Source organism: Balneola sp., assembly GCA_002694685.1.
Classification (GTDB): domain Bacteria; phylum Bacteroidota; class Rhodothermia; order Balneolales; family Balneolaceae; genus Gracilimonas.
The window spans coordinates 139,317-158,782 of record NZMW01000004.1 but is presented as its reverse complement, the minus strand read 5'-3'; the positions used below and the strand labels follow the sequence as shown (position 1 = coordinate 158,782).

At 41.5% G+C, this 19,466-nt stretch carries 21 protein-coding genes; 7 read left to right on the top strand and 14 right to left on the bottom strand.

What is annotated here, in order from left to right:
* Positions 1-55: 55 nt before the first annotated feature.
* The 5 genes from CL667_06200 to hemA all read right to left on the bottom strand — a co-directional run bounded on the left by CL667_06200 (position 56) and on the right by hemA (position 4,917).
* Entirely contained in the window at positions 56-985 is a 930-nt protein-coding gene (locus CL667_06200) for an oxygen-dependent coproporphyrinogen oxidase (GenBank protein MAL17284.1), read from the bottom strand.
* 142 nt (positions 986-1,127) lie between these two features.
* Positions 1,128-2,159: a uroporphyrinogen decarboxylase gene (hemE, locus tag CL667_06195; GenBank protein MAL17283.1), complete on the bottom strand. Its 1,032-nt coding sequence runs from the start codon at positions 2,157-2,159 to the stop codon at positions 1,128-1,130.
* Between the two features lie 2 nt (positions 2,160-2,161).
* Positions 2,162-2,851, bottom strand: a complete 690-nt coding sequence (locus CL667_06190) for a hypothetical protein (protein ID MAL17282.1) — start codon at positions 2,849-2,851, stop codon at positions 2,162-2,164.
* Positions 2,844-3,746 (bottom strand): hydroxymethylbilane synthase, encoded by a 903-nt coding sequence (locus tag CL667_06185; GenBank protein ID MAL17281.1) that lies wholly within the window; start codon positions 3,744-3,746, stop codon positions 2,844-2,846. Before CL667_06185 ends, CL667_06190 begins: the two co-directional genes overlap by 8 nt.
* A complete protein-coding gene (gene hemA / locus CL667_06180; protein MAL17280.1) occupies positions 3,736-4,917 on the bottom strand; it encodes a glutamyl-tRNA reductase in 1,182 nt (393 codons plus the stop codon). The genes CL667_06185 and hemA overlap by 11 nt, the downstream gene beginning before the upstream one ends.
* A 514-nt stretch (positions 4,918-5,431) precedes the next feature.
* Here hemA and CL667_06175 point away from each other — a divergent pair.
* Positions 5,432-5,788: a hypothetical protein gene (locus tag CL667_06175; GenBank protein ID MAL17279.1), complete on the top strand. Its 357-nt coding sequence runs from the start codon at positions 5,432-5,434 to the stop codon at positions 5,786-5,788.
* 159 nt (positions 5,789-5,947) lie between these two features.
* Here CL667_06175 and CL667_06170 read toward each other — a convergent pair whose 3' ends face one another.
* Together CL667_06170 and CL667_06165 are read right to left on the bottom strand one after the other, a co-directional pair.
* A complete protein-coding gene (locus CL667_06170; GenBank protein MAL17278.1) occupies positions 5,948-6,388 on the bottom strand; it encodes a hypothetical protein in 441 nt (146 codons plus the stop codon).
* Between the two features lie 9 nt (positions 6,389-6,397).
* Positions 6,398-7,396, bottom strand: coding sequence for an aldo/keto reductase (locus CL667_06165; protein ID MAL17277.1), 999 nt, complete (start codon positions 7,394-7,396; stop codon positions 6,398-6,400).
* Positions 7,397-7,683: 287 nt separating this feature from the next.
* Between CL667_06165 and CL667_06160 the strand changes: the two genes are divergently transcribed.
* From CL667_06160 to CL667_06135, 6 genes are all read left to right on the top strand, one after another.
* On the top strand, positions 7,684-8,175 hold the full coding sequence (locus CL667_06160; protein ID MAL17276.1) for a hypothetical protein: 492 nt from the start codon (positions 7,684-7,686) through the stop codon (positions 8,173-8,175).
* Between the two features lie 71 nt (positions 8,176-8,246).
* Complete coding sequence (locus CL667_06155) at positions 8,247-8,870, top strand: RNA polymerase subunit sigma-70 (protein ID MAL17275.1); 624 nt, start codon at positions 8,247-8,249, stop codon at positions 8,868-8,870.
* A 3-nt stretch (positions 8,871-8,873) separates the two neighbouring features.
* The gene (locus tag CL667_06150) at positions 8,874-9,206 is read left to right on the top strand and encodes a hypothetical protein (protein MAL17274.1); all 333 of its coding nucleotides are present in this window, start codon (positions 8,874-8,876) and stop codon (positions 9,204-9,206) included.
* On the top strand, positions 9,206-9,718 hold the full coding sequence (locus tag CL667_06145) for a hypothetical protein (GenBank protein MAL17273.1): 513 nt from the start codon (positions 9,206-9,208) through the stop codon (positions 9,716-9,718). The genes CL667_06150 and CL667_06145 overlap by 1 nt, the downstream gene beginning before the upstream one ends.
* A 55-nt stretch (positions 9,719-9,773) precedes the next feature.
* Positions 9,774-10,886: a 23S rRNA (adenine(2503)-C(2))-methyltransferase RlmN gene (rlmN, locus tag CL667_06140; GenBank protein ID MAL17272.1), complete on the top strand. Its 1,113-nt coding sequence runs from the start codon at positions 9,774-9,776 to the stop codon at positions 10,884-10,886.
* Positions 10,887-11,023: 137 nt separating this feature from the next.
* Entirely contained in the window at positions 11,024-11,605 is a 582-nt protein-coding gene (locus CL667_06135) for a hypothetical protein (protein MAL17271.1), read from the top strand.
* Here CL667_06135 and CL667_06130 read toward each other — a convergent pair.
* From CL667_06130 to CL667_06100, 7 genes are all read right to left on the bottom strand, one after another.
* Positions 11,602-12,342 (bottom strand): hypothetical protein, encoded by a 741-nt coding sequence (locus CL667_06130; GenBank protein MAL17270.1) that lies wholly within the window; start codon positions 12,340-12,342, stop codon positions 11,602-11,604. The two genes, CL667_06135 and CL667_06130, sit on opposite strands and share 4 nt — an antisense overlap.
* A 37-nt stretch (positions 12,343-12,379) precedes the next feature.
* Complete coding sequence (locus CL667_06125) at positions 12,380-13,717, bottom strand: hypothetical protein (protein MAL17269.1); 1,338 nt, start codon at positions 13,715-13,717, stop codon at positions 12,380-12,382.
* A 180-nt stretch (positions 13,718-13,897) separates the two neighbouring features.
* The gene (locus CL667_06120; protein MAL17268.1) at positions 13,898-15,001 is read right to left on the bottom strand and encodes a S26 family signal peptidase; all 1,104 of its coding nucleotides are present in this window, start codon (positions 14,999-15,001) and stop codon (positions 13,898-13,900) included.
* 15 nt (positions 15,002-15,016) lie between these two features.
* Positions 15,017-15,604, bottom strand: a complete 588-nt coding sequence (locus CL667_06115; protein ID MAL17267.1) for a hypothetical protein — start codon at positions 15,602-15,604, stop codon at positions 15,017-15,019.
* Between the two features lie 5 nt (positions 15,605-15,609).
* Positions 15,610-17,415 carry an elongation factor 4 gene (locus CL667_06110; protein ID MAL17266.1) on the bottom strand — a complete coding sequence of 602 codons (1,806 nt, stop codon included), beginning with the start codon at positions 17,413-17,415 and terminating at the stop codon, positions 15,610-15,612.
* Between the two features lie 150 nt (positions 17,416-17,565).
* Entirely contained in the window at positions 17,566-17,904 is a 339-nt protein-coding gene (hisE, locus tag CL667_06105) for a phosphoribosyl-ATP diphosphatase (protein ID MAL17265.1), read from the bottom strand.
* Between the two features lie 246 nt (positions 17,905-18,150).
* Positions 18,151-19,332, bottom strand: coding sequence for a carotenoid 1,2-hydratase (locus tag CL667_06100; protein MAL17264.1), 1,182 nt, complete (start codon positions 19,330-19,332; stop codon positions 18,151-18,153).
* Between the last annotated feature and the right edge of the window lie 134 nt (positions 19,333-19,466).

Below are 19,466 nucleotides of genomic sequence, written 5' to 3'. Positions count from 1 at the left end.
TCGTCTTTTATGTTCAACCATTGTAGGGGCAATTCATGAATTGCCCCTACAATGGTTAATAATTAATCCAGTCAATCGGTTTCAGGTGTTCCACTAATTCCGCTTCCGGACTTCCCGGTTCCGGATGGTGATCATACACCCATTGTACCTTTGGTGGCAAACTCATCAATATTGATTCAATCCGTCCTTTGGTCTTTAACCCAAACAAAGTACCACGATCGTGAATCAGATTGAACTCTACATATCGGCCACGACGGATTTCCTGCCACTTGCGGTGCTCTTCCGTGTATTCATGATCTTTATGCTTTTTCATGATGGGAACGTAAGCATCGGTAAATGCATATCCGGCCGCTTTGCCGAATTCATATAAATCATTAGCAGAACGATTTTCGTTCGGGCGCTGATAATCAAAAAATAACCCACCTATTCCCCGGCTTTCGTCTCGGTGATGATTGTAGAAATAGGTATCGCACTCGGCCTTAAAAGTACTGTAATATTCGTCATCAAACTGATCACACACTTCCTTATGAACTTTATGAAAGTGCTTAGCGTCCTCAGGAAATAAATAATAAGGCGTTAAATCAGCCCCACCGCCAAACCACTGATCTTTGAGCTCGCCCGATTCTTTATCATACAGTTCAAAATAGCGGTAGTTTGCGTGAACAGTAGGTACAAACGGATTTCGGGGATGAATTACCAGCGAGACTCCCGTGGCAAAAAATTCAGATTCAGGGACTTCAAACTTCTTCTGCATGGCTTCCGGAAGTGGTCCGCCTACAGCTGATACATTCACTCCCCCCTTTTCAATCACATCACCGTCAGCGATAATCCGTGTGCTTCCGCCACCAAACCCTTCACGTTCCCAATCTTCGATTAGAAATTTTTGCGTACCATCCACCGCTTCCAATTCGTCACAGATATGCTGCTGAACATCACTGACGTACTGACTAAATTCTTCTTTTTTGGAGGTCAATAGGTTAGACATAGTCTATTTACGTTATTCCCACATCGTAGGGGTAATTCATGAATTACCCCTACGATGTTTTTTTTAAAAATCAGGTTTGATGCGGACTGCGCAGAAATCCTCTTCTTCTCTGGTTCCGCACGTTCTGCGTCGGAACCTATTTTTAATATCTAAAATTCTTAACGGTATCTACAAATCGTTTGGCATTTTCAACAGGGACGTTTGGTAAAATACCATGCCCTAAATTGGCTACGTAATTTCCTTTTCCGAATCGCTTCAGCATCTCTGTTGCTTCAGCTTCAATTTTATCAGGACTCATCAAAAGCTTAGAGGGATCAAAATTTCCTTGGACGATTTTGTCTCCGGCATACTGTCTGGCATGCTCCGGAGTACATCCCCAACCGACACCAAAGCCGGTCACATTTGTATCTGCAAAATGCGGGTAGCTCCATTCAGCATCTTTACAAAACATGATCAACGGAACACCATAATCTTCTGAAGCTATTCTTTTTAAGTGAGGGAGTGCCAGCGTTCTAAAATCATCCGGCCCTAATGCTGCTGCCCATGATTCAAATACCTGAAGCACTTGTGCGCCGGCTTTCACCTGATTATGTAAATACTGAATCGTTTGATCCGTCATCACTTCCAGCAGCTTTTGTGCGGCCTCCGGTTCAGAAAACAAGAAAGACTTAGCCGTTGAAAAAGTTTTGGATCCCTGACCTTCCACCAAATAACAAAAGAGTGTCCACGGTGCTCCGGCAAAACCAATAAGTGGAACTCGTCCATCCAGTGTTTTACGAGTCAAAGTTAAGGCATCATATACATAGCTGAGCTGTTCTTCAGCAGGAATGATATTTAGATTCTTCACCTGCTCCACGGTTCTGATTGGATCTGGTAAATAAGGACCAAAGCCGGGCTTCAACTGTACTTCAATATCTAAACATTGAATCAAAACCAGAATATCCGAAAATAAAATAGCGGCATCGGTACCCACAATGTCGATAGGCTGAATCGTTATTTCACATGCCAACTCCGGCGTTTCCACCCGCTCAAAAAAGCCGTACTTCTTTTTAATCTCCATATACTCAGGGAGATAACGCCCTGCTTGGCGCATCATCCAAACCGGGGGGCGCTCGGTCTCTTTGCCTTCCAGCGTATCCAGTAATAATCGGTTTTTCAATTCAGGAAATGCCATACTTAGTTAAAATGTGTTTGGATGGATTCCATCAGCGAATCCAGGGTTGAATATTCAGGGGTGACACAGCCTTTAATACCAGCTTCAAGAGCTGCTTCTTCTGTTGTTGGACCTATACAAAAAACTTGTGTTGCTCCATCGATAACGTTCTTTTCAGAAAAGGACTCTACAGCACTGGGGCTCATAAATACGATGCCTTCATATTTTGATACATCCAATTTATGGGGAGCATATTTGGTTCTATAAACTTCGATGGACGTGAGATTCTTATCATCCCCAAGCAGTTTACTTATGTCGGTTGCTTTTAGGTTTCCACAGAAATGAGTCATGTGCTTTAACTTCAGCTCATTCATTTTCTGAACCAACGAAACAGCATTAAACTCGTCTGGCACGGTGACTTTAAGTCCCAATGCCTCAAGTCCTTCCGCTGTTTTAGAACCTACTGCAAAAATGTGCTTTGGAATTTCTAAATCGTCTATGACCGGATTCAGTGCTTTCACTGCTTTTTTACTGGTGAAAATCCAGGCATCCGTTTCATCTGGAAGCTGACTAATCCACATAGCAGGAATCACGTACTCGAAATTAATAAATGGAATATTTTCGATAGAAAAACCGGTTGAATGTAATACTGCCAGTCTTTTCTTTTTGAGCTGCGTGGTAAATAAAATGCGGGGCTTTCTGTGGTTATGCATCGTCACTTCGATGAGTTAACAAGTCAACCGCTCCGTCTTGTTTCAATATTTTAGCCCACTCTTTTCCTTTTGCTGCTGTGGCTTCAGATACCGGGATTTCACGTTCCACATCCATGCGGCGAGATCCATCCAAAGCAAGTACAGCGCCTTCGAAATGCAATACGTCTTTTTTGATGGAAGCATGTGCCCCGACCGGTGAAGAACAACCTGCCTCCAATTCATTCAAAAAGGCACGTTCAATATTTACGCAAATTCGTGTTTCTTTATGATTCAGCCGGTCAAAAATATCCTGATGATCGGTATCCTTCCGGGCAACTATCCCCACGGCTCCCTGCGAGGGTGCCGGAATCATCCAGTCAAGCACTTCACTGATTCGTTGGTCAAGACCAATTCGTTCTAATCCCGCATAGGCAAAAATACCGCCGTGCCAGTCACTTGAATCCACCTTTTGAACACGGGTTGGGACATTCCCTCTCAAGCCAACAACCTCATCACTAGGAAATCGATTTTTCCAAAAGGCTGTCCTTCTGATACTTCCCGTAGCAATTGTTCGAATGTCAGCTTCTTTTTCATCTAAGGGTTTTACAATAACATCACTCGGGTTACCTCTTTCCAGCACAGCTACCAGATGCAGTTCATCTATAAAAACAGTAGGTACGTCTTTCAGGGAATGGACTGCTAGATCTACTTCACCTTTGATTAAGGCTTCGTCCAGAGCTTTTGTGAAAACTCCTTTGTCGCCCAGTTTGTGGATGGGAAGATCCTGCTCCTTATCACCAAAAGATTCAATCTCGACAAGCTCCGTTTCCACACCGAGTTCATTCAGCTTTTTACTGACCAACTCCGCCTGCCATAAGGCTAATTTACTTTTGCGTGTGCCAATTTTAAGCTTCATTCTGGGCCTTTTCGAATTCTTTGTCGATTCGGTCGATATGAATGGCCATTATTTTCTTTTTGATACGACGAGTTACTTCCTCCATTTGGGCGTATGACTTTTTATCCATTTTGTGCTTCATTCGCTCCAATTCCGAATCAGTAATATCACTCAAACGATGATCAATTTCTTTAATTCTTGGCAGCAGATATCGAGAGCGATGCACCGAGTTTAGAAAGTCCTTCTTCTCTTCTTCTATAATTCCCTTAATCTTTGGAATTGCCTTCTCTCTTTTATCCAGTGCTTTTTTATTGGCTTCGTGAATGGAATCCATATCCACCAGTGTAACATTGGCTACTTCGGCTACTTTTGGATCTACATTACGCGGAACGCTTAAATCGAGTACAAGCTGGTGTCTTTCGACCCCTTCAAAATGCTCCGGATGAAGTATGGGTTTTCTTGCGCCTGTTGCAGCTATAACTAAATCTGCTTTTTTAATTTCATCTTCGAGTTCAGAAAATGCATGTGCTTTAATATCAAAAGATGAGGCGAGTTCCTTAGCGCGATCTATTGTCCGGTTCACTACGGAAATATGCTCAGCACCGTTAGAAACAAGGTTTTTGCAGGACACTTTACCCATCTTACCTGCGCCAACCAGTAAAACTTTTATCTCACTCAGATCTTTAAAATGCTCCAGTGCAAGTTGTGTTGCTGCAAACCCAACAGAAGCTGTGCCTCTCCCGAAATCTGTTTCAGTACGGCTCCGTTTGTGTGCCCGGAAAACGGATTGTACTAATTGATGAAATTCTCCGGAAAGGCCTTTCTCTTTGGACTGCTTATAGGCTTTTTTAACCTGCTGTATAACCTGAACGTCACCTAAAACCTGAGAATCGAGTCCAGTTCCTACCTGAAAAAGATGATTGTAAGCTTCGTCTTCTTCATAGATATACCCATGATCTTCAAAAAACTCAGGCTCCGTATTGGTTGCTTTACAAAGTGCGGAAATTAGCACTTCAGGATCACAAAAGGCATATAGTTCAGTACGGTTGCAGGTATCCAGCATCATCACACCTCCTGGAATTTCTTTAGTATGGAAATCCAGCAGCTCTCGTCGATGATTGTCTAAATAAAATAATTCACGAATAGAAACCTCACTTTTCCAGTGAGAAATACCTATTGCACTAAACCTCATAAATTGATCTTAAAAATTTTCCGGCACATTGAACGGCAAATTACTTTCTGAATGTGAAGATTATGTGAAGAGAAATTCATATTCACTTTTTATCGAGTCCTGATGCTATTTACTAAGTGTTTTTCATAGTATTTTAAACAGCATAGAAGATACTGTATCTCTCACTAAATCGTAATTCAAAAATGTTTATTGGTTTAATAAGGTAAGCTTGGGTTCACCCAACGAAACCCTATCTCTGTCTCTTTCCCTAACGGGCAAAGCCCGCCAAGGAAAGAGGACGCGTTGGCTAGATTTATACTGTACTATACTTTCTGCTTCAATGGTAAGAATCTATACCAACCCTTTTTCAAACGTCTCCTTCCTTGCAAGCGAAGCGCAGTAGGGAAGGAACAAGGAAGGGTCCCAGTGATGCTTGGTTTACTTCTTTTGAAAATTTATGCCATTCCTCCTTTCCCTGCTCGATGTTCAACCCATCAATCCCTATATTATTTGAAAACAAAAATTAGCGTATATCATGGATCTTCAGCTTACAGGGAAAGTCACACAAATTTTAGAAGAACAATCAGGACAGGGAAAAAATGGCCCGTGGAGAAAACGAGATTTCATCCTTGAAACCAAAGGTCAGTATCCCAAGCAAGTTTGCATCACCCAGTGGGGCGATAATATTGACCAAAATGCGGTTAATAAAGGCGATGAAGTTACAGCTTCTATCGACATTCAGAGCCGTGAGTATAAAGGAAACTGGTACACCGATGTGAAAGCCTGGAAAGTTGAGAAAGCCCAGGGAGATGTTCAGGCTCCGCCAAGCGCACCAGGTTTAACGATGGATGGAAATCAGGAAATGGACCTTGACGACGATCTTCCTTTCTAAAATTTATCCCATAAAAAAAGCCACCGCCCTCTTAAGCAGTGGCTTTGGGTCAACCTCTTATGAAAAGCTACTTTCACAATTGAATCCCTAACTCAATCGGTTGGTAATTAAATACTATTCTTGAAGTAATTCACCACATGGTTGTGTGGTTTAAGAGCTTCACTTAAAAACGAGTAATGCTTCTTCCTCAAATAAAGGTCCGTTAACCTGTATTTCATGGTCTGACTTTTCCAAAATAGCTGAACTCGGTATATCAATTTGCTTGATCCCGATTTCTTCCATTGCAGAAATAGAAACACCATACACCACTTTGCTTAATCCGGACCACACAATTGCCGAAGCGCACATGGGGCAAGGTTCGGCACTGCTAATCAACGTACAGCCTTTTAGCTTGCCCTTACCCCGGTTGTACTCTGCCTGCTGGATAGCATTGATTTCAGCATGGTAGGTAACTGAATTTTCGCTGTTTGTGGTATTCCCTGCTCTTGCTATAATTTGATCATTTTCGTCCACCACTAAAGCACCAAAAGGCCCGTCTCCGAGCCCTTTAGCTTGCTTCGCCAACTCAAATGTCATCCTTAGATATTTTTCAGACTCCATCTTTTGTAATTATCGTCTCCAGTCAGTTGGTTTTTTAGGCTTGTTGTCGAGGATTTCTTCGATTTTGGTAATGACCTCTTCATCAACTTTATCGATAATGTCCATCGTTTTCATATTCTGTTCTACCTGTTCCACAGAAGAAGCACCCGTAATAACCGTGCTCACGTCCTTATTATTGAGGCACCAAGCTAATGCTAGTTGAGGCATAGGCACTCCGATTTCATCTGAAACAGTAGCCAGTTTTTCTACTTTTCTAAGCTTCTCTTTTCCTTCTTCGGTTTCAAGGAGCTTTTTACGAAGCCAGCTGTATTTCTCGAGATCAAGACGAGAACCCTCGGGAATACCATCGTTGTATTTTCCGGTGAGCAGTCCACTGGCAAGAGGACTCCAAATAGTAGTTCCCAGCCCAATATCTTCATAAAGTGAAGAAAACTCCTGTTCTACTTTGTCTCGCTTAAACATATTGTATTCAGGTTGCTCCATCAGCGGCGGGCGGAGGTGATTTTCTTTTGCAAAATCATAGGCTTTGCGAATTTGATCCGCACTCCATTCGCTGGTTCCCCAGTATAGCGCTTTACCTTCCTGAATCACCTGACTCATGGCCCAAACAGTTTCTTCAATTGGGGTGTATAAATCCGGACGGTGACAAAAAATGAGATCTACATAATCAGTTTGTAGTCTTTTCAGGGAAGCTTCTGTTCCTTCCTTAATGTGCTTGGCCGAAAGTCCTTGATCATTTGGTCCTTCCCCGCCCCAAAATATCTTGGTGGAAAGCACCAGGTCAGATCGTTTCCATTCTGCTTTTTTGATGACTTCCCCCATAATCGTCTCAGACTTTCCCGCTTCATAAGCCTCGGCATTGTCAAAAAAGTTAACCCCGGCGTCGTAAGCTGTTTTCATCTGATTATAAGCAAGGTCGGTGTCAACCTGCTCACCAAAAGTCACCCATGATCCAAAAGATAATGCGGATACTTTAAGTCCTGATCGTCCCAAAAATCGATATTTCATTTCAATACTCCGTTTTATTAATTCCTGATTGCTTTGCGATTCACTTAGCTAACAGGTGTAAGTAGATTGGCGTTCTATTTGTTGGAAGGAATGCTTCTTTCCCTAAATAGTAAAGTACTGCTACCATAACTTCTTTACAGGATTCTTGATTAATATTGTTTTATCTGCATTCTAATTGCGGTGATGAGAAATCTTATCACTCATTGATCTTTTTCCAAATCACCGAAAGTTTTCCCACTCCTTGTCATCTAAGTAAATGAACACTCACATTTACAGGGAGAATTATCATGAAAACTTTATTTAGATCAACCATTTTAACAGCCTTTATTTTGGCCTTTGCAATAAGCGCTACTGCTCAACAGCGAGCCAATAATGCTGAACGACCCCGAGGCGACAGGCAAGAGCAAATGCAGCGGGCTCAACCTAATCAAGGGAAACAACATCTTGCAATGATGAAGCGGTTAGACCTTACCGACGAACAAAAAGAGCAGGTGCAAGAGATTCATTTGAATGGACAGAAAGCAATGTTGCCTATGAGAAATCAGCTTCGTGAAGAAATGGCTCGCTTACGAACACTTACAACTTCAGAGAACTATGATGAGCAAGCTGTTCAGGAAACAATCCAAACCATTGCAGGCCTGAGAGCAGATATGATGCTCGAACAAGTAAGTCATCATCAGGAAATACGGGAATTACTCACCGATGAACAACGCATTAAATTTGACTCATTTCAACACAACAAACAAAATTCGCGGCTACGCCAAGGATTCAAAAAGTAACTCAGACTTCACAAGTGCAGGGACCGTTAAAGTCCCTGCATTTTATATGAATATCCCGATGCTTATTATGAATGAGAAATTCACAACCAAAAATTCTAGAAAAACCTCTAATCAAAGAAGCTGAATTAATAGAGCGGATTACTTTGCAAGACGAGGCAGCTTTTAAAGAGCTGGTGAACACGCATAAAGATCGGGTTTATAACACCTGCCTTGGATTTTTACGAAGTCCACAGGATGCTGAAGATGTAGCGCAGGAAGTATTTATTCAGGTTTTTGATTCCATTAATACATTTAGAGGAGAGTCTTCACTCTCAACTTGGATCTACCGGATTGCAGTTACAAAATCGCTGGAACTCATTCGATACAAAAAACGAGAAAAGCGATCTGGATTTTTTAAGGCTATCAGTTCTGTGTTTTCTGAACCGGATGAGCAGGAAGATGTATCTGCATATATGCATCCCGGCATTCAGCTTGAAAATAAACAGCGTGCAGAAGTTTTATTTGCTGAAATTGAAAAACTAACCGAGAAGCAACGAGTGGCCTTCACCTTACAAAAAGTAGAAGGTCTGAGTTATCAGGAAGTAGCGGACGTGATGGAGCTAAAATTACCGGCAGTAGAATCTTTGATTTATCGAGCTAAAGAAAACCTTAAGAAACAACTGCATTCTTATTATCAACAAAACGAATTGGACTAAGAAATGAGCACAAAAAAGCATATCGACAAAGAAGTTGAAAAAACCATGGAAGCACTGGATGGCATTGAACCTGCCACCACCGATGCCTTCTTTTACAGTCGCGTTTCTGCTAAGCTTGAGCAACGCCAAATGGGGTCAGATGAATCAGGGGAATGGGCGTTTAAATTTTCTGTGGCCGCCGTTTTTCTGGTATTGGCTTTGAACATGGTCCTGATTTCACAATTCAATTTTACTGATGATAATATCACCACCAACCGTGAAGAGGTTATCGAAGAGCTTGCTTATGAATATCAGGTATTTGACCTAAACTATTACGAAACTTATGAGGCAGAATAATGGATACACAAAAAAAGTATAGATGGGCGGTTACAGGATTAATCTTAATGATTATCCTTAATCTTGCCACGCTAACTACCTTATGGATGAACCAACCCAGAGGCGTTGACTGGCGACAACACCGCATGGATGATCGTAGCCGTACAGCTATTCACCAATTCATGAAAAAGGAACTGGGACTGTCCGAACCACAAGTAGAATCAATGGCTTCCCTTCGCCAGGCGCATTTTAAGGAAATGGACTCCTTGAGAAAACAGCTTGAGCAAAGCCGTCGGGCCTATTTTGATTTTATCATGAGCAATGATGCAAGTAACAGCCCAAAAAGGGATTCTCTAATGAATGAACTTTCCAGCCGATATATTGAGGTTGAAGGAGCTCTGTATTCGCATATGTCGGAGATGAAGGAGGTTTTGTCTCCGGAGCAGCAGCAAAAATTCAAGACCCTGATGAAGGATACTTTCCTAAAAGATAGCCGGAAAAGTGGAGGACGTAGAGCCGGTGGCGGAAGATAAAACTCCCATGGGTTGTAGTCGATGTTCGGAGGAATAATCCGTATCTTAATCGTCTATGACAACTACTGAAACCGCCCAAAAAACCGACCTTAAAGCTCTTACTAAAGAGGAACTCAATCATTTCTGTAAAGATCTGGGGCTGCAAAGTTTTCGTGCCGACCAGGTTTTTCAATGGTTATACCAAAAGGGAGCCTCTGATTTTGAAGAGATGACGAACCTCTCCAAAGACTTGAGAGAGAAACTTCGTGAAATCGCCACCATCAACCGGATTAAACTGGTTCAGCAGCAAGAGAGTAAAGACGGAACCATTAAGTTTCTTTTTCAGCTGAATGATCCGGATAAAGAATATAAAGTTGAAGCGGTTTTGATCCCTGACTTCTTTGCGGATGGAGCTGCCCGCCGACTTACGGTTTGTGTTTCATCTCAGGTAGGTTGTGTATTTGGATGTGCTTTTTGCGCCACCGGAAAAATGGGCTTGTTTAGAAATTTAACCCATGGTGAGATTGTAGATCAGGTTCAGTATATCAACGACCTTGCTGAAGAGAAGTACGGAAAGAAAATTACCAATATCGTTTATATGGGGATGGGTGAACCACTTCATAACTATAAAGCGATTGTAAATTCAGCCCATATTATTTCTGATCCTTTAAGTATTGAGCTTTCTCCAAAACGGATAACGGTCTCTACGGTTGGCTTAACTAAACAGATCAAGAAACTGGCGGATGATCAGGAAGAATTCAATCTCGCAATTTCCCTTCACGCCCCTACTGATGAAAAGCGGGACAAGATTATGCCCATCAACAGTTCGATGAATCTGGAGAGCCTCGAGGACGCTGTACGGCATTACTACAAGGCTACAGAACGACCGATCACGTATGAATATTTACTCTTCGATAATTTCAATGATAGTCCTGAAGACGCCCGAAACTTAGCCAAAATTGTGAAGTGGGCTCCCAGTAAGGTGAACATCATTATGTACAATAATGTAGCTGGTGTAGAGCTGAAACGAGCTCGTGAAGAACGACTTGATGACTTCATGCGCACACTCATTCAAAATGATGTCAGGGCAACAGTTCGCAGAAGCCGCGGAGATGATATTGATGCAGGTTGTGGTCAGCTTGCCATTCGGGAAGGAGCTCCCAAAGGCAAAACAATGGCTAAGAATTAGTTCAAGCTTACTCCTATTTGCCACGAAATCTCTAAAGCACGAAAGTATTTTTAAAATTTTGCACTATCAGGTCATACTAAATTGTTGATTCCTTTACTTTTTTAGCACATCTTGAGGTATATGTTTAATCTATCATTATGCTTCAAAAAGCTTCCATATACATTTCTTCAATAGTAGCTGCTTTTCTGCTTTTGAGTTCTATTCCATCTCAAGCCCAAGAGTCAGATAAGGGTTGGGCGGTTGGTGCTAACTTTCACAATATTTCATCCTTTCGAAACTACAATGGAATTAATCTAACTCTTGAAAGAGATCTAAATGATAGGTTCTCAACTACTGTATCCAGTAGCTATTATTTCAAAATTGATGTTAAGGAAACTGGTTTTGGTTATACGGATGTATACGATAAGAGTGGAGCTTATTTAGGTGTTTTTCTAAAGAGTCATTTATTCTCATTCAAGTTTTGCGACTTTTACGGAAAAGCAGGATTAAGCCATTTTTTAACAAACCTCGAAGGTACCTTTACCTTCCGCAATGATGCGCCTCCTTACGATGTCAGGGTAACCGAATACGATAGAACGGAAATAAGAATTGGACCTGACTTTGGCTTTGGATTTGAAGTAGAGTACAAAGTTATCCTTACAGCAGAAGCTTCAATAGTCCCATTTTCAAAAAATGGTGGCTACTTTCATTTTAGCACAGGCTTAAAAGTCCCCTTCTAAAAACCAAGCCCGAAACCAATGATAATTCTTCGGTAATTGAGATCGGTTTCTATTTTTCGGAATCCCTGCATTTGGGTATAGGATAGATTATCGGCTAGATACCCAAAAGTGAAATTGAATGCCAGATTCTGTGCTACATCGAAATGAAGTCCAACGCCAATGTTCGCTATTGTACCGCCGATGTGTTTATCTACTGGTTCTCTTCTGCTATTCTCATCAACTTCTTCATTAATCGTGAAATTGTAACCTGCTTTCAGGTATGCAAAAGGAGTACTGTTGGATTTTAGAATTTTGTATTTCAAATCAATATATGCGGGTATGGCGTCAATTGGAGCATCATCATAGGAAGCATATCCTAACCCAATACCAATTGAAAAGTTGGGATCAATCTGATATCCGTTTACCATTTCAAACCGAAAAGCATTGCCTAATTCCCCAGGAGAAAAAGCTATTGAGGTGGTATTAAAATACCCGGTTTGTTTATAGTATTGAGTTCCAGGAATAGGTTCACGATCAATTCGGTCGATTTTGTCTCTTGGCACTACAATGGTATTGTAGCCAATAATTTGAATTTTGACCGTTCCATCTTCTCCATGTTCAACGATTAATCCGCGAAGCATAGTCCCATCTTTTAGGTAAATCACATCCTGCATATTTCCAGACTGTGCTATTGCCAAGAGTGGTGTCAAAATGATGAACAGCGTAACAAGTACCTGTTTTAAGGTAAATTTGGACATAATCAATACTTCTTATTTATGATTTATGGAGCTTGATTTACGAGTTGTCTTCCTTAACAACAGGTATGGTAGAAAGGAGCTTTATGTCTTGAATGTTGCTATAGTCATACTGAAGAATCCCGGATTTCCCCGTCACCATCAGTACGTTATTAAAAGGAATTACGTCAAAGCTTTTAATATTCTGCACAAAACGAATCTCCGTTATATTTTGCGGATCTGTGGCATCCATAATTTTAATGCCATTATCCCCTTCACTTACAAATAAATAATTCCCATCAATACCTAATCCATGTGGATTTTGCATCTCATAGGTCTTCATTTCTGTTGGGTTTTCAGGGTCTTCTACATCTATAACTTCTAATCTATTCACGTTTCGTTGACAATTAAACTGACCACTTCTAAGCGTTACATAAGCAATATCATTTTGTACCACTACAGGGTCACAAGCGGTAAAGTGGTTATACTGTGCTGTACCTTCAGGACTTGACGGTGTGGTAATATCGAAAATATACATTGCCGTTCTAGAACCTATATAAAGATGATCTCCGTAAGGGAAAATCGTTTCAATTCCCCAGCCTAAAGTCTTCGAATCCGTTGTTACAGGATCAGGATTTGAAATATCGAAAGAGGTGAGGCTTTCATTATCTACTGCGTACAAGAAGTCGCCTGAGATGGTAAATCGAGCCATAGAACCACCCTTTCCTATATTCCCTCCCCCAGCAGCATCAAACTCATTAGATGTGGTAACACCGAGCGTATTGAAAAAGGAACCACCTCCCCAACCCCATCCCCACCTGGGGCCACATTGAGAATCCTCATCACAGACCTCTTTCATTTTTACTTCTTTCCAATCTACAACAATTCCCTTTGATGGATCTATTTGCTGATATGGATAACCAAGATTCAAAGAGCTCATATTATAAACCTCTTCTTCACGATGCAGTAATATCGGGTTTTGAACATCTGAAATATCAAAAACCAAAAGGTCGCTGTGGGAATCAGCATATAACAGCTCATCCTTGATAGCTAAGTCTTTATTTGCCGGAATATTAATAAACCCAAGGTTTACAGGTGCTGCAGGATTGGTATTATCAAAAATATGAATCCCCTCATTGATTTCATTTACAAAAAGGTATTCCTGATAAATATAAATTTTACCGGGTTCTTCCAGATCACGCGGACTCTCGGTTGCCACTGAATTCTTGAACTCTTCTTCTGTCATATAGACCGGCTCAAATTCTGTCCAAGTGCCAACACTCGTTCTTTTTTCATCGCACGACGAAAAGAAAAGAGGAATAAAAACTGAATACAGGAAGAGTTTTTTTATTGAGCTTAAAACAACTTCTTGCTTAGAGTTGGTAGCTGATTTTTCCATGACAACTTGATTTGGTGAAGAACAAACACTTGTAACATAGGTTTTAAGCCTCTGTTACCTAGACATTTACCTCATTATAGTAAGCTTTGATATCACTTCAAAGCTATGAGATGAATTTATAATGTTTAGAACACCAAACAATTGTGTCGGGGCCGGATAAAATTCAAACCTGACCTACCGTTAGTCAATCAGATTAAACACCCGTTCAAAGCGTGGCACCCATCCGTCCAGAGAGAACCAGACAATCGCCGCTTTTCCAATCACGTGATCTTTTGGTACAAATCCCCAGAATCGGGAATCCTGACTATTATCGCGGTTATCTCCCATTGCAAAAAAGTAGTCTTGCTGAATGGTATAGGTGTTGGTCTCTTCACCGTTGATAAAGATTGTGCCGTTTTCTCTGCGAAGGTCATTTTTTTCGTAGCGTTGAATGATGTCTTCGTAAACATACCAATTTTCATCCGTGAGCTGGATCTCTTGACCTTCAAATGGAACTACAATTTCAGGAAGCTGGTCCGGGTTATTAAATCCTCTGGAAAAACTACCTGAACTTTGTACATAATTTCTCTCTGTACTTCCATCAGGTGTTACATTAAGATACATGGTATCAACTTCAGCCCAACCGCCTACCGTTGCAGCTACCTCATCCGACATATTCACCACATAGGTATCTTGGTTGGTGTAACCTATTAATTCTCCACCTACAGATTCCATTTTCGCATTGCTCAACCGGACTCGCTCAGCCATTCTTAAAACGTAATGGCGTTGTACTCCCTCGTGTTGTACCGACTTTTCTCCATTGATATAGAGAATTTTATCTTCAATCGACATCGTATCACCAGGAATGGCAACAGCTCTTTTTATATAATTCGTCTTTTGTGAAATAGGTTTTACTTCCCAAGGCACATTAAAAACAAAGATGTCATTTCGCTCAATATCGCGATAGCCGGGCAAGCGCGTCCACGGTAACTGTACGCCGGGAACACACCATCCTTGTAGAAATGGTACACACAATCCCATCGGGGTTCTTGGCCCATAAGTAATGTTGGAGACGATAAGCAAGTCTCCGGTCATGAGGGTTTTCTCCATCGAAGGAGTTGGGATTTTATAGGAGCCAAATAGAAATGCTCGTAGAATAGCTGCTGCTATAAACGCAAAAACAATGGCATCTATCCACTCGCGGAGCCATGATTTTGCTTTCTTATTTTCTTCGTCCTTTTTAGCCTTACGCTTCTTCCAGTATGAGCTTAGTCCTTGCTCTTCGGGATTCTTATTATCTTCCAAGATTGAGGGTATTAATTATGTTTTGATATGTGAGGGCTTCTTGATTTCTTCTTTTCTGTATTCACCGGCCTCATAAGTAACTTTATACCACTGTCCTCTTTCCGGTGAGAAAAAATAGTCAACGTATTCTTTGGGAGAAGTTTCCCTAAGTTCTTTTGTCAAAGTTCGTTTAACCTGTGGCATTAAATCCACATAGCGACTGGCTCCAACATACACCAATCCGTTATCAAACGGACCTTCCAGATCTAAAACCATCATTGGTATTTCGCCGTCTATCACGAACCAATATTCAAACTGTATAGATTTTCCGTCCCGTAAATATCCATCTTTTTCGATGATGTCTTCTACTTTTTGGGTGGGGTCGCCATAGGCACCTTGCAATACTGCTCGGATTTCGATGGCCGGCATACGATCTAATTCATTAAACCTAAAACCTTGTCCGGTCCATTTAATATCTCCGAATCGGGACTGAAATTCAGCCCGTGCTTCTTTGGTGTTTTCTACCTTTTTAATAACCGGTTCTTCGAACTGTGCTTGTGCAGCTGTAGATATCATTACCATCAGTACGAAAAATAATAGAATTCGTTTAGTCACTTTTTGCATAAAATTTATCTGTCGTCTTCATCCATAGATAGAACGGCAAGGAATGCTTCCTGAGGTATTTCAACCGTACCTACCTGTTTCATTCGTTTTTTACCTTCTTTCTGTTTTTCAAGCAGCTTACGTTTACGGGAGATATCACCACCATAACATTTCGCGGTTACATCTTTACGCATCGCGCGAACGGTATCACGGGCAATAATCCGACTTCCGATAGCCGCCTGTACAGCTACTTCAAACTGCTGCTGAGGAATAAGTTCCTTTAATTTTCCACAAACTTTACGCCCAAGGTAATAAGCCTTGTCACGGTGGGTGATACTAGACAGCGCATCTACCTGATCGCCATTTAGCACTATATCTAAACGGACCAAGTCGCCTTTTCTGAATTCGATGAATTCGTAATCCAAAGAGGCATATCCGCGTGTTCCGGATTTTAAACGGTCGTAGAAATCAAAAACAACCTCAGCCATTGGCAATTCATACGTAATTTCGACGCGATTATTTTGCATGAAGAGCTGATTTACATAAATACCTCTTCGATCCTGGCATAATTTCATTACCGGACCAATATAATCTGCAGGTGTTATAATACTTGCTTTGATGTATGGCTCATAAATAGCATCGATGTCGGCAACTTCCGGCATCTGGCTTGGGTTATCTACTTCAATAATCTTGCCACTATCTTCCAGTTTCACTTCATACTGAACGTTAGGAACCGTGGTGATAATGTCGATATCAAATTCACGGTCGAGACGTTCCTGAACAATTTCCATGTGCAGGAGTCCCAGGAACCCGGCACGGAAACCAAAACCAAGTGCTTTGGAAGTTTCAGGCTCATAACTCAGAGAAGCATCATTCAGCTGAAGTTTTTCAAGCGCTGATCGGAGATCTTCAAAATCGTCAGCATCAGTAGGGAAAATTCCACTAAACACCATCGGCTTTGCTTCTTGATAACCGGGGATAGGTTCGGTAGCCGCGTTTTTTACTTTCGTGATGGTATCACCTACACGGACATCTTGCAGCGACTTCACACTACCAACTACATAACCTACATCACCGGCACGAAGCACTTCTGTAGGCTCCTTCTCGATTTTCAGGTAGCCAATTTCTTCTGCGTTATATTCCTTCTTATTGGCCATAAATTTAAAGAGGTCGCCTTTCGTTAGCGTACCTTCCATCACACGCACGTAAGCGATAGAGCCTCTGTAAGTATTAAAAATAGAGTCAAAAATCAGGGCTCGTAATGGTTTGTCATCTTCTCTCTTAGGGCCTGGCACCCGTTCTACAATTGCTTCGAGAAGTTTATCAACGCCTTCCCCGGTTTTACCTGAAACATGCAAAATATCTTCATGGTCACACCCAATTAAATCTACAATTTGCTGTCCAACTTCTTCTGGTTCTGCACCAGGAAGGTCAATCTTATTCAATACCGGAATGATTTCAAGATCCTGCTCAATAGCCTGATACAAATTTGACAGCGTTTGGGCTTCAATTCCCTGAGCGGCATCAACCACAAGAATGGCTCCTTCACAAGCTTTAAGGGCACGCGAAACTTCATAGGCGAAATCTACGTGGCCCGGAGTATCAATTAAATTGAAGGTGTATTTATCGCCATTGGGACGCTGATAGTCCATGCGTATGGCATGACTTTTTATAGTGATGCCTCGTTCACGTTCCAAATCCATGTCGTCCAAAACCTGCTCTTGCATTTCGCGTTCGCTAATGGAACCCGTTATCTGAAGCAGGCGGTCGGCTAGTGTAGATTTCCCATGGTCAATATGGGCAATGATGCAAAAATTTCGAATATTATTCATGTAGGGGTATAGGTGCGTCTCACTTTAAACAATAAAGATACAAAGAAGGCAGGAGCTGTTAAAATTTCGTTATTTGATTTCGTATTTCGTTAATCGCCATTGGTATTCAACCACTGTCTCATACGATTAACGACATATCAATAACGAATATCATTCACCAATATGCTTATGCGAGCCATGATCATGGCGTTTACGGAGTTTCTTGATCACTTTATGAAGTGGAATCTCTTTCTCGGCTAGAAGGAGCATCAAGTGGAAAATCAGGTCAGCTGCTTCGTTAATCGTCTCTTTATTCTTCTTATTCTTTGATGCGATTACCGTTTCAACAGCTTCTTCTCCTACTTTTTGAGCGATCTTATCGATCCCTTTTTTATACATAGAAGTAGTATACGAACCGGAAGGCATCTCGTTTTTTCGATCGTAAAGCAGTTCTTCCAATTCAATCAGAAACTCGTAATCTTTTTGCGTCAGTGTTTTAATATCAGCCATTTTATATCTGTATGCTTTTTCGGGTATGAAGTTCACCATTTTATGACACCCAAACAATGCGTTTTCAAAAAATTAATGTGTGGTTAATAAAACAACCGTCATTTCGAGGATACCTCCGAAGAATCTTCACAAGCCTGCACTAATGATCTGGTCTTATTCTACATCTTGCAGATCCTTCGCAGTTAGCATCCCAAACTTTGGTCATTGGTCATTGGTCATTGGTCATTGGTCATTGGTCATTAAAGTCTACTCATCATAACCCGTCATTTCAATAAACCCCTGACCCCCAATTTCTTCCCCATTCATAGTACCGCCCACTTTTAGCGTTCCCTCATAATACCGAACCGAAACATCCATTTCCTGATCATCAAAAAGTGTAGCTAATTCCAGGCGTACATTTTGGCCCGGAATTCCCATGACCCATTTTGAGGGATAATTTGCTCCACTATGGGGACTTTCCCAGCGGTCCTGCACTTCCAAAGTCACATTTTCTGGGGTGATGGTGGTCTTTTCGCCATTAGGCCCAATTAAAGAACCCACCGTGAATTCACTCACGGAACCATCTCTATTCCTAAGCTGATAATACATTAAATCGTAACCGTTTGAGAGCTGTAATGAAAACCAATCCCAGCCTTCCTGTTCTCGATCCAGTGCTGATGTACTCCATTCGTGATCCATCCAGCTTTGTCCGCTCACTTCAAACTCTTCTCCATCCAGCGTGACGGTTCCTTCGGTGTCCATTCTAGTGAATGATAAATAGTATGAGGCATTTCCTTCTTCCGGGCCTTTTTTATCGAATCCCTCTTCCCCCTGTAAAGTAAGTGGCTTAGCTGGAGTAACTACAAAATTGATAGCTGAACCGTCCTCCATGGTTCCTGAAAGCCGAACGGGGAAATTTTTGTCATCGGAATTGTTTGTATTGATGCGTTCAATGGACCAATCTTCAAGCCAAATCTCATATGGCTCTACCTGAGCGCCGGCTAAACCTGCCGCTCCGCGACTGTATCGCTCATCAAAAACATGATTTTCTTCCTGCACGTCTGAAATCGCAAAGTGACCCAAATAAAGTTGATCCGTGTTCCAGTCCGTACCTTGAGCTGTTCCTACTTCCCCACTATCCGGCGGATTGAGTTGACTTCTGAAAATGGTAAACTGATAACCAAACTGCCGGCCTTCTTCTGTATATACATTACCGGTATAATACCACCACTCGGTTCTGTAACCAGGATGAGGGCCATGATCATCTGGAAATACAAATTCCCTAGGACCAGTCACACTCAAATAGCCCTCACTGCTTCCTCCTCCCATCGCTTCTGCCACTGAGACCGATGCAGAGATTTCAGATTCGTTTTCAAAAGTTTGCCATAGTCCATATCCCATCCCAATCAGGATAAAAATTCCAATGATGGCCCAAATAATTTTTTTCATAGCGTTTTATAAGAATTCGTCATCGACATTTTATCGTAGGGGCAATTCATGAATTGCCCCTACGATAAAACAGATTTTGTGGTCAAATCAGAAAATTTTACTTAAATATTCATGATTATCTGCTAAATCTACCT

Coding starts and splice junctions, on each gene's coding strand:
- CL667_06130 (MAL17270.1), bottom strand. CDS start 12,342: ATGTCCAAATTTACCTTAAAACAGGTACTTGTTACGCTGTTCATCATT.
- CL667_06190 (MAL17282.1), bottom strand. CDS start 2,851: ATGCATAACCACAGAAAGCCCCGCATTTTATTTACCACGCAGCTCAAA.
- CL667_06135 (MAL17271.1), top strand. CDS start 11,024: ATGCTTCAAAAAGCTTCCATATACATTTCTTCAATAGTAGCTGCTTTT.
- CL667_06155 (MAL17275.1), top strand. CDS start 8,247: ATGAGAAATTCACAACCAAAAATTCTAGAAAAACCTCTAATCAAAGAA.
- CL667_06145 (MAL17273.1), top strand. CDS start 9,206: ATGGATACACAAAAAAAGTATAGATGGGCGGTTACAGGATTAATCTTA.
- CL667_06185 (MAL17281.1), bottom strand. CDS start 3,746: ATGAAGCTTAAAATTGGCACACGCAAAAGTAAATTAGCCTTATGGCAG.
- CL667_06110 (MAL17266.1), bottom strand. CDS start 17,415: ATGAATAATATTCGAAATTTTTGCATCATTGCCCATATTGACCATGGG.
- CL667_06115 (MAL17267.1), bottom strand. CDS start 15,604: ATGCAAAAAGTGACTAAACGAATTCTATTATTTTTCGTACTGATGGTA.
- hemA (MAL17280.1), bottom strand. CDS start 4,917: ATGAGGTTTAGTGCAATAGGTATTTCTCACTGGAAAAGTGAGGTTTCT.
- CL667_06170 (MAL17278.1), bottom strand. CDS start 6,388: ATGGAGTCTGAAAAATATCTAAGGATGACATTTGAGTTGGCGAAGCAA.
- CL667_06200 (MAL17284.1), bottom strand. CDS start 985: ATGTCTAACCTATTGACCTCCAAAAAAGAAGAATTTAGTCAGTACGTC.
- rlmN (MAL17272.1), top strand. CDS start 9,774: ATGACAACTACTGAAACCGCCCAAAAAACCGACCTTAAAGCTCTTACT.
- hemE (MAL17283.1), bottom strand. CDS start 2,159: ATGGCATTTCCTGAATTGAAAAACCGATTATTACTGGATACGCTGGAA.
- CL667_06100 (MAL17264.1), bottom strand. CDS start 19,332: ATGAAAAAAATTATTTGGGCCATCATTGGAATTTTTATCCTGATTGGG.
- CL667_06125 (MAL17269.1), bottom strand. CDS start 13,717: ATGGAAAAATCAGCTACCAACTCTAAGCAAGAAGTTGTTTTAAGCTCA.
- CL667_06150 (MAL17274.1), top strand. CDS start 8,874: ATGAGCACAAAAAAGCATATCGACAAAGAAGTTGAAAAAACCATGGAA.
- CL667_06175 (MAL17279.1), top strand. CDS start 5,432: ATGGATCTTCAGCTTACAGGGAAAGTCACACAAATTTTAGAAGAACAA.
- CL667_06165 (MAL17277.1), bottom strand. CDS start 7,396: ATGAAATATCGATTTTTGGGACGATCAGGACTTAAAGTATCCGCATTA.
- hisE (MAL17265.1), bottom strand. CDS start 17,904: ATGGCTGATATTAAAACACTGACGCAAAAAGATTACGAGTTTCTGATT.
- CL667_06160 (MAL17276.1), top strand. CDS start 7,684: ATGAAAACTTTATTTAGATCAACCATTTTAACAGCCTTTATTTTGGCC.